Origin of the sequence: Rahnella inusitata, from assembly GCF_003263515.1 — a bacterium.
Classification (GTDB): Bacteria; Pseudomonadota; Gammaproteobacteria; order Enterobacterales; family Enterobacteriaceae; genus Rahnella; species Rahnella inusitata.
Genome location: NZ_JYDE01000057.1, coordinates 1 through 9649 on the forward strand (window position 1 = coordinate 1; position 9649 = coordinate 9649).

Below are 9649 nucleotides of genomic sequence, written 5' to 3' on the forward strand. Positions count from 1 at the left end.
ATTCACTATGCCACTACACCTTGACCTGCTTCAAAAAACTAATAAGTGCATCAAACAAGCTATAACAAGTTCTCTCTGAATTGTTACATTAGACTCATTTATATCTTTTCTGCAATACACTCCACAGTTTGTAAACGCACTTCAGTATAAGTAATGCATTCATTTGATTGGATTAATATAGTTGCCATGGCAAAATCGTTGTAACAAAACATTCAAACTTTTCACTAGCAGCGAGTAAAACGTGAACGACAACGCCAAGCTTTATATCAACGCCGCTCAGCAGGAAACTGCTAGCCTGTCTGATCCAAACACCCTGCTAGCTAGGGATGTCTATGACCGCTTATATATGCTCATTAGTGAGGCACAACAAGAAGCAAGCAAGGCACTAAGATGTTCGGATCACGATTTCGACAGTTTGAGAGCTCACAATGCCGTGTTAATTGACGGAGCACGGGGGTCAGGGAAATCAACGGTTCTAGTAAATCTCCCCGCGTATCTCAAGCAAAAAACAAGCACACCTTATTCCCTCTCAAATGAGTCATATGATTCTGCGTGGAATGGAATGAGAGTGAATAAGGATTTACTTGCGCAAGTACATATCCTCAAACCTGTAGACCCAACCCTACTGGAAGAACACGATGATCTGTTCCTTCACGTAATCGTGGCAGCTGTACTTAGCGACAACCTGGTACAACAAGCTAGACATGAAGATCCTAATTACCGCTCAATGCTAAGAGCGCTGGAAGAATTAGCTTTTGGACTAGAAAGTGTGGATGCGCAAAAGGAAGAACGCGGATTAGACAAGCTGCGTAGTTTTATTGGCAATCGACAACTCAATAGTAAAGTACACGCATTCTTCCGAAGTGTGTTAACACTTCTGGGTAAAGATCTATTAGTACTACCGATAGATGATGTCGATACCGCACTTGATCGTGCATACGAGAACCTTGAAATTGTTCGTCGCTACCTGAATACTCCGTTAGTACTGCCTATTATTAGTGGGGATATGGATTTATATTACGAGGTAATATGGCGTGAATTTCATGGAAAAATTGTTAACCCCACCCCCCAATATAAAGAAGATGAAGCAAATCGCTGGGCTATTCAATTAGCAAGTGAATATCAGCGTAAAATTCTCCCCGTACCAAATCGCATGCGCATGCCTGATATTGCCACATACCTGAGCGATTTTCAGATCGAAATACGTAACTTAAGTATCGGGCAATATGAAGGAAGAGTTACTTCTCTGGGAGCCTTCCATGCATGGCTGGAGGGGTTTATTGCCGGCCCAGTCAATGCATTAGAAAATAGTCAATTAGCTCTACCCATTCCTTCTATCCGAGCTCTAACCCAGTTGATTAGACGCTGTGGACAAGACCACTTGCTGGAAAAGCTACCTTTGGAGTTGAGACAAGCCCAAAGTACTCTTGCCGCAAGGCGCGCGGCGCAAATAGCACCAGGAATTCGGAGTGAGATGGTCGACCAATTTAATATCAATTATGCAGAGGCCGAACTGGCAAAGGACCGCGACTTTAGACCAGTATATAAATCATTTTCTGACGTAGTTCGACAGGTAGAAAACACACGGAATGAAAACCCCCAAGGAGAACTACAAGCAAACGATACAGTACAATTGAGTAAACGGTTACGTGAGCAATTTGGTAGTGAGCGTGAGGCCGGTCCGACCTGCTTGGTACTAGAAGCAATGCAGCATTGGTATGGTAATAGCGAGCCAGGTAGTAGTGTTTTCGATACAGCTTTATTTCAGCCATTGAGACATACGGATACATTATATAAAGATTTCCGTAAGCAGGATAATTTGGCCAACTGGGCGAAGATATTGGAAAAACAACTTCCTCGCTATTGGCTTGAAGAAATTGGCAAACGAGAAGTTTTACTGCCCTACCCGTTGCCGGAAACAGGGCGATGGGGACAACTCAGTTGGGATGTAACCCAATCCGCTGAAAGCTCTGAAGGACTACTGTTGTTGCGGCTATTGACCCATCATAACTACTACAGCGAGTCTAGCCGGGGAACTAAACTGAATATTGGTCGACTGTTTGAACTCCTTGTAACTAGCTTAGTTCGCGACGTTTCTGCTTCAGACGTTGTTACCCTCTTGGATCAAGTGCCATTTTACTCCACCAGTATGCTAGCACCAACGAAAACCCAAAGTTTCATATCTAGCGATTTGGAAGATTACGACGATATTTCAGATACTGATTTAGATCCAAAATCAATCGATGCAATCAATACACTGGTTGATGAAATTAGCGCTTGGCGTAATAGCCATCAGTTAAAGCAGGTTCGTTTTTCTCCTTGGCTGATATACAACATGTTCAACAAAGTATTTAACCAAGCTCAGATCTTTAATGGAAATCAGCGCATTGATAAACCAGATAATTACGCAAAAACAGCGTTTGAAACCGGTTTACATGCTTTTTACAGCATCTGGTCAGCAAGTGGCAGCTTCGAAAAAGGGCCACTATTTGGGTTACCTGCAAGAATATCAACGGTAAACCTACGCAAAACAAGTTCCTTTGAAAAAAACTCTCTTTTCAGACAGAATATTTTACCATTTTTCCCTCAAGGCGGAAATATGGATAGCGATGTCACTCGCTTTGGTAAAGCTATGCGCGCAGTGACTTATTACTTAGGAAATCACCCCTTAAGAACGTGGTTAGAGAATTCGGTTAAAACTCTGGAAAATAATGATAGTTTTTTAAGCATGGTAGAAATAAGCAAAGAAAATGAATCACGTACAAATGAACAAGCAAACCGACAATTACGTGAACTGCTTGGCGTTTCTACTCGCAAAGGCAACATATCAAATAACATCTTAGAAAGAGAGCTTCGAAAACTTAGCTTGGAAAAAGCCCAATCAGTTTATAATGAAATGCGCGTTCAATTTCCAGACACCGAATGTTTACTTCGGCTTGAAAAAGCCTATAGAAAAATTTTCAATGAATTATCGAGTGAATCCTGATGCTAGAACGCACCCTTCTAGAATTAGTCGGCGGCCAATGTTTTTCTAGTCCAGGCTTGGCAAAGACTTTGCTGGACTATCTTTGTTGCAACCCTAAAAATAACGGGACAAATAATTCTCTGCATTCATTGTATTTTGATTGTCGTGAAGCACTATTGCAGAGCATGGAAAAAGATTGGCCACGGCAGTTCCGCAGAGATGACATGCGTCGACTTATAGACAATGTTTTCCAAAAGAGTTTATTTGTCAGTGACCAGCTTCCTTTGCTGGATAAACTATCTAAAATTCTGATGGTGAGGAATGGTGATTATTTTCATTATCGTGATACCCAAGTACAGGCCTATGCGCGGCTGGCCGTCGATTTAGATCCGACGCTGTTGGCTGCTTGGCATTTTAGTAGCTGGATAAGTGAATTGCCGGTACCTAATGCTGATACTGTTCGCCGTGTACTCGACCATCAGAAACCGCTATTTGCTCCTCTACCTAATCCAGTACTTCCCTATGCAGAAGGCCATGTCCATTTAGGAGGTGTTAGTGCCGCAGAATTAATTTTGGGTGAGCAACTACTTAGTGGAATTAAATCAACTGAAAAAGACAAAACGATAATACTACGACTACGTCGAATTCTGATCAAACTACTGACGTGGCCTTCTGAACAAAATACAGATAATATTGATTTTAAAGAGAATTTTAGAAAGGCTTGCAGTGACACCCCGGACCTATCAGGTAATAAAAATAGGTTACCGGATTGGGAATTATTGATGAAGCTACATTCCCAAGGAGTCGTTGGTTCGCCAGAATGGTTGCTATCTGAAGTTGCACTGCGTGCAAAGGATATGGGGGGGTTATCTCATTGTTGGTTGTGGCTATTGGTATTTCTGATGCATCTCTATCGTCAGCCCAACACTCCAGTTACACTGCGTATAGCAATTTTGTATTTACTTTCCGAAACCATGCACCTACGTCGCAAATTAATCATGAATGATCTTGGCTTAAGTCGTTTTACTCAAGATTATTATTCTGAAGCGTTACGTAAAAATGCAACAAAGAAATATTTCCTCAATCCAAATATGAATCATTTATTGGCTAGCCCGAATGATCTGCTTGAAGCCAAAGGAGGGCCAAGCCTATTTAAACCCGACAAAATAGCCAAATTAGCAAAAGCACTAGGTGACTCCTTAGGTCAGCCTCTTCCTCAGTCTGTCTCAAATGTGCATACAGGTTTACAAGCCAAGTACCCTAATGCATCAGAACTGGATTATATTCGAGTTCTGGATCAGTGGCACTTTTGTGCCCATTTTCAACGTTCAGCAAAAGACGAAAAAGATGGTCAGAGATCAGCACCAGATGTAGCAAAATTATGGGAGTCTGCGGAAGAATTGCAGACAAGCCTGCAAAGTAATGCTGATTGGAACTTACCTGAGTTTCTAGGTGGGCGAGAGAATCCACATTTCTGCTTTGAGCCAGCACGCTGGCTACGTGGACTAGATGTCGCGGGTAATGAGAATGATTTACGAATTGAGTGGTTTGCTCCTCTCCTTCGCTGGCTACGCTTAGGTTCACATCCAAACCATTCATACGCGCAAGTATCTGGGGGCTTTCACTTAAGCATCCATGCAGGCGAGGATTATGCGCATCCGCTCTCAGGGATGCGTCATGTTGACGAAACAGTTCGATTTTGCGAAATGCGAGATGGCGACCGATTAGGGCATGCATTAGCACTGGGTGTCAAACCTAAGCGTTGGGCAGAACAACATGGTGACATGATTCTACCAGTGGACGAGCATTTAGATAATTTAGTATGGGCATGGCATCACGCTAGTCTACTTAGTACACGTTTACAGCTAGCTGGGCAGGTATTACCATTACTAGAACGCCGTATCCAGAGAATTTATCGTTATGGAGCGTGGTTACACCGCCCCGAGATTAATTCGGGTCTGGGAATCAAGCCCACAGAAACACCTAGCGATAAGAATTCTTACGAGAAATTAAAATGTTTGATAAGCGCAGTAGACGAAGAAATTAATCCTGAGGTATTGTTCCAGGCATGGCTACTCCGTCGTAATTGCTATTATCAATTTAATAGAATCGGTAGTAATCCTAGTTTAAGTGCCAAAGAGCAGTGCTCAGTACCAGATCTTACTCGCCTGCAACAACTTGATATAAATATACACGGAGTAACACCTGAGAGACTTTATCGCCAGCGGCACCAGCAACTAGCTCTAGGAAACGCATCACCAACTATTGTTGTTGTGCGTTTACAGCACAATGATCACTGCCATGCCGAGCTAAATCAAGCAAGGGAAATAATAGATGAAAATATTATTTATGATAGTGATAGCCCTGCAGAGCTAAATTTCATGCATGCATTACAGGATTATTTATTACATGAATATGACCGCAAAGGGTTAATCATTGAAGCGAATCCAACATCAAATGTGTATATTTCAAGAATAGGTAAGTATACAGATCACCCTATTTTTAGATGGAATCCACCTGATGAATCTACCTTATTCTCGGGTAATGAGCATAATCGTTATGGTCTTCGCTGTGGTCCAATCCGTGTTTTGGTGAATACTGACGATCCAGGTATTATGCCGACAACTCTACGCACAGAGTTTGCACTTCTTCGCGAAGCAGCGATCGAGCAAGGTATTTCGCGTACTGTGGCTGAGGATTGGTTGGAACGCCTGCGTAGATATGGTGTTGAGCAATTTCACCGTAATCATCAGCAAGTATTCAAGTTAGAAAGGGGAGATAATTGATTTAAGTAACAACTATGACTATAAAATTGATTAATTGCATTAAAAACAAACTTAAATATTGAGGTACAATTGCCACCACATACTCTATCGAATGAATGTCAATATAAATATACTTTAACGATTAGCAATTATTATTAATGGAGTATCTGTGAAAATAAGATTCCTTTCTGGAAATGAAAACAAACTCAAAGAGGTCTATAACATCCTTGAGCCGATTGGGATCGAGGTTATCTCAGTCAGAGAGAAGATTGAAGAACTTCAAACTCAAGATGTCGATAAACTTGTTCGTGATAAATTATCAAAAGCTTTCTCTATTATTGGAAGGCCACTTTTTGTTGAACACACAGGACTTTATTTAGCGGGGATGAATGGATTCCCTGCGGGTCTTACGCAAATATTCTGGGATCATCTTGAAGCAGATAAGTTTACGAAACTCGTTCATGGAATAGGCGATACATCTGTAGTGGCTAAGACAGTCCTCGGGTACTGTAATGGGCGTAGGATTTATACTTTTTCTGGTGAGATTAAAGGTACTGTTCCTAAAAAACCTGCAGGGTCGCGTGAGTTTCAATGGGATTGTGTCTTTGTACCGGATGGATATAATCAAACATTTGCAGAGATGGGCGAAGGTAAAAATGAAATATCTATGCGACGAAAAGCTCTTGATGCTTTTTCCAACCATCTAAGATCAGAGGCAAACGACAAATGAAAGAAGAATTAATTCAATCATATAGATCAGGTAAACTTATACTTTTTGTCGGGGCTGGTGTATCAGCAAATCTTGGTTTACCTACATGGGATCAACTTATTTCCAAACTTGCAAATGAATTAGAATATGACCCTGAAATATTTGCCACCTACGGTAATCCTCTTTCATTAGCAGAGTTTTATCGTAGAAAAAAAGGAACAATTGGACCACTTAGAAGTTGGATGGATCGTGAGTGGCACAAAGATAGCATCAAAATTACGGATTCAGAAATACACAAAATTATTGCTCAATCATCTTTCTCGAAAATTTACACAACAAACTATGACCGATGGATTGAGATGGCTCATGATCAGTATAATGTCGCTTACACAAAGATTGCAAGTGTATCTGACTTAGTCAAAACACATGAAGAGAAACGGCAAATAATAAAATTTCATGGTGACTTTGATGATGATGCTTCAATTGTTCTTGATGAAACAAGTTATTTTGAGAGACTTGATTTCGAATCACCTCTCGATATAAAGCTTAGAAGTGACGTGCTTGGTAACTCAGTTCTTTTTATTGGTTATAGTATTAATGATATAAATATCCGGTTACTCTTCTATCGTTTAACTAAGATGTGGGGGAAACATACATTAGCCTCTGTGCGGCCAAAATCTTATCTCTTTACCAATCGTCCTAATCCAGTAGCTGAAGAAGTTCTTAAACATTGGGGCATAGAAATGCTAGTTTCAGAGGAAGATAATCGACAACTAGCTTTATCAGAATTTCTTGCACAATTAGTAAAAAATTAAACTATCAATTTAGCTTTAAAAAAGGTAACTATGAGAAATAGAAAAATTCATTTCTCAACATCAGAAAACATTATAAAAAGAGGGAGAATACTCCCTCAAAGAGATAACTATTCATTAAACATATTGTTTAATTTAGATATAGCAAGGCTACAAGGCAAATCATTAATATTGGATTTAAACCTTATATTAGTTATTCGTTCATCATCTGTGTTACTGGGCTTTGGAATATCATCCATTAGATAAAGTCTAATATCCTTCTTTGCAAAATCCACATCAAAATACTTGTCAAGTTTCTCAGAAAAATCCGAACCCAGTGCTTTAATAATATTGCCCCATAGTTTTTTCTTTAATTCTGGACTATCTTTAACCAGTGTCTCTATTTTACTTGCGAGTTCAAAAACGCCACATCCAAAAGACGTCTTTTTTAATAACACTGACGCTATATAACCATTACCATTGACGTGAGGAACTAACTGTTCTAAAGAAAATTCATGGACACGAATATCATAAATTGTAGATTTAACTTCTAATCTCATCCGATTGTTTGAGAAGTCAAATCTATCGTAGGGATCATTATGCCATGAATGCAATGCGTTTTTCGGGTCGCCTGAGATAAATATAATAAAAAGCTCCGACCATAAACCAGATATCTCACGACCTCCCGGAGTATTAAGTGTGCGAAATAACTCACCTAACTCAAGAATAAAAGATTCAAGTTTTTTAGTATTAGTTATTTCTGGTAAGTTTTCTACAGCAGAACAAACACATTTTACAAAAATCTCATACAATTCTGGGAGGTTTTCTGTAAATTGTATAATACAAAAATCTCCTTTTAATTCATTATTACCCGAACACACAGAACACGAAACATTGAACTCAACTGAAATATTTCGGAAATTTATACTTGGATAATAGTTAATTGAATTGGAGTCATTCAATAAAAAAATTGGGGAGCCTCCCGGACCTTTAGCAATGAAATCTCTTCGATGCAAAGAAATAGGTATAGCCCTAAATTCTCCAGGGCTATTTTCAGAAGGTAAAGCAAGAAACTGTGAAAATGAAAAATTCATTTGCTATCTTCTTCTTTCGATATGAATGTTAGCTCTTAACGTTGAAGGAATATTAACAGCAAACCATGTTACATCTAGTATATCTGCTGAAGTTTGTTCGCGGGCAATGGTACCAAGATTGAATCGTCTAAGTTGCAAAGAGATCCTTTCCTCAGACATAAAATCTCTATCATTAAGTGTGTTTTTGCTGTTGCTAAAATATTGATTTAATGGCGCATTTCTATCCGTTTGGCATAAACCACGGCCCGCATTACGTGTACGGTACTGGGATTCTAAATTGTTGATAAAAAATACATCAACAACAAGATTAGGATTTTTAATTAATAACTCAGCCATTGTTATCAACATTGCACTATGATATTCAGCATCAATTGGATCTCTAACTTTAATTTCTAATAAAAATTCATCAAGTATTACTCTCAACGGCAACTCCTTCAACACTCGAGTTGTAGAAGAGTTTTTCTTTCCACTGATTTTTATAACATCGATAGCATCTGCAGTTGGGCCAAATTTGTCTTGCCATTCACGTTGAATTTTTAACAGTAATTTTCTATTTGCATCAACTGAAACATCATCCCTTTGTAACACACTTGGTACAATCCAGCCATCAACAGGAATACGTCGAGTATTAATACCAATAACATTTGCTCTCGTCGGTTTTAGTTTATCACCAAGAACAAAATCTCTTCGCCATTCTCTTAAAGACTTACCTCTGTTACTTAGTAAAATGGATCTGACAAATTCCTCGTGGTCTACATAAGCCGAAAATGCCTCACGTACATCGCTTTGCACGAAAACACGGCATAAACCTAGATACCCTCTCTTATAACCAAAAAAACGAGCTCGCTGCTGAAGAGTATCAGCTGCAGGAGAACTACCAAGAGGTCTAGGCATATAAGTAATAACTAAACCTTCAACAGTATATCCTCTATCTAATTTTGCGCCACCTACTAAAATCCAATAATCAGTAGATCTCCATTTAACTTTTTTTTCAGCATCAGGAGTGCCATTGACTTCAACACAATTTAATTCGCTGAATACATCTTCAATCATTGACTCAATCAATTCAGGTAGTGGTCTTATATCAGGAAAAGTTGATTTTAATGACTCATACTCTTTCCTAAAATAATTTTCTGCGTCATGTGGTTTTTTTTCATTAGTGTCTTCAATATATTTAGTCAAGGTTGTAATGGATTTATCCATCCAATCCTTATATTCTTTATGTGAACTCGTCTGCATCGCAGGGTGTACCATCATCGATCTATTACGATCTTTTCCTTTAACCTTTGTTAATGCATGTTGAGCTGTAGTGGCATAGTGAATTT

6 protein-coding genes are annotated in these 9649 nt (G+C 39.2%); 4 read left to right on the forward strand and 2 right to left on the reverse strand.

What is annotated here, in order from left to right; translation table 11 throughout:
* The first annotated feature begins 241 nt into the window (after positions 1-241).
* The 4 genes from rdrA to TU92_RS22185 all read left to right on the forward strand — a co-directional run bounded on the left by rdrA (position 242) and on the right by TU92_RS22185 (position 7254).
* The gene (rdrA, locus tag TU92_RS22170; RefSeq protein WP_112169567.1) at positions 242-2986 is read left to right on the forward strand and encodes an antiviral RADAR system adenosine triphosphatase RdrA; all 2745 of its coding nucleotides are present in this window, start codon (positions 242-244) and stop codon (positions 2984-2986) included.
* The gene (rdrB, locus tag TU92_RS22175; RefSeq protein WP_248291975.1) at positions 2986-5751 is read left to right on the forward strand and encodes an antiviral RADAR system adenosine deaminase RdrB; all 2766 of its coding nucleotides are present in this window, start codon (positions 2986-2988) and stop codon (positions 5749-5751) included. Before rdrA ends, rdrB begins: the two co-directional genes overlap by 1 nt.
* Before the next feature lie 148 nt (positions 5752-5899).
* Positions 5900-6460: a non-canonical purine NTP pyrophosphatase gene (locus tag TU92_RS22180; protein ID WP_112169571.1), complete on the forward strand. Its 561-nt coding sequence runs from the start codon at positions 5900-5902 to the stop codon at positions 6458-6460.
* Positions 6457-7254, forward strand: a complete 798-nt coding sequence (locus TU92_RS22185; RefSeq protein ID WP_112169573.1) for an SIR2 family NAD-dependent protein deacylase — start codon at positions 6457-6459, stop codon at positions 7252-7254. Before TU92_RS22180 ends, TU92_RS22185 begins: the two co-directional genes overlap by 4 nt.
* 107 nt (positions 7255-7361) lie before the next feature.
* Here the strand turns inward: TU92_RS22185 and TU92_RS22190 are convergent, their stop codons facing one another.
* Both TU92_RS22190 and TU92_RS22195 read right to left on the reverse strand, forming a co-directional pair.
* Positions 7362-8324 carry a PD-(D/E)XK motif protein gene (locus TU92_RS22190; RefSeq protein ID WP_112169575.1) on the reverse strand — a complete coding sequence of 321 codons (963 nt, stop codon included), beginning with the start codon at positions 8322-8324 and terminating at the stop codon, positions 7362-7364.
* A gap of 3 nt (positions 8325-8327) precedes the next feature.
* Positions 8328-9649: Z1 domain-containing protein (locus TU92_RS22195; protein ID WP_211182593.1), on the reverse strand; the 1322-nt coding region annotated here is incomplete at its 5' end.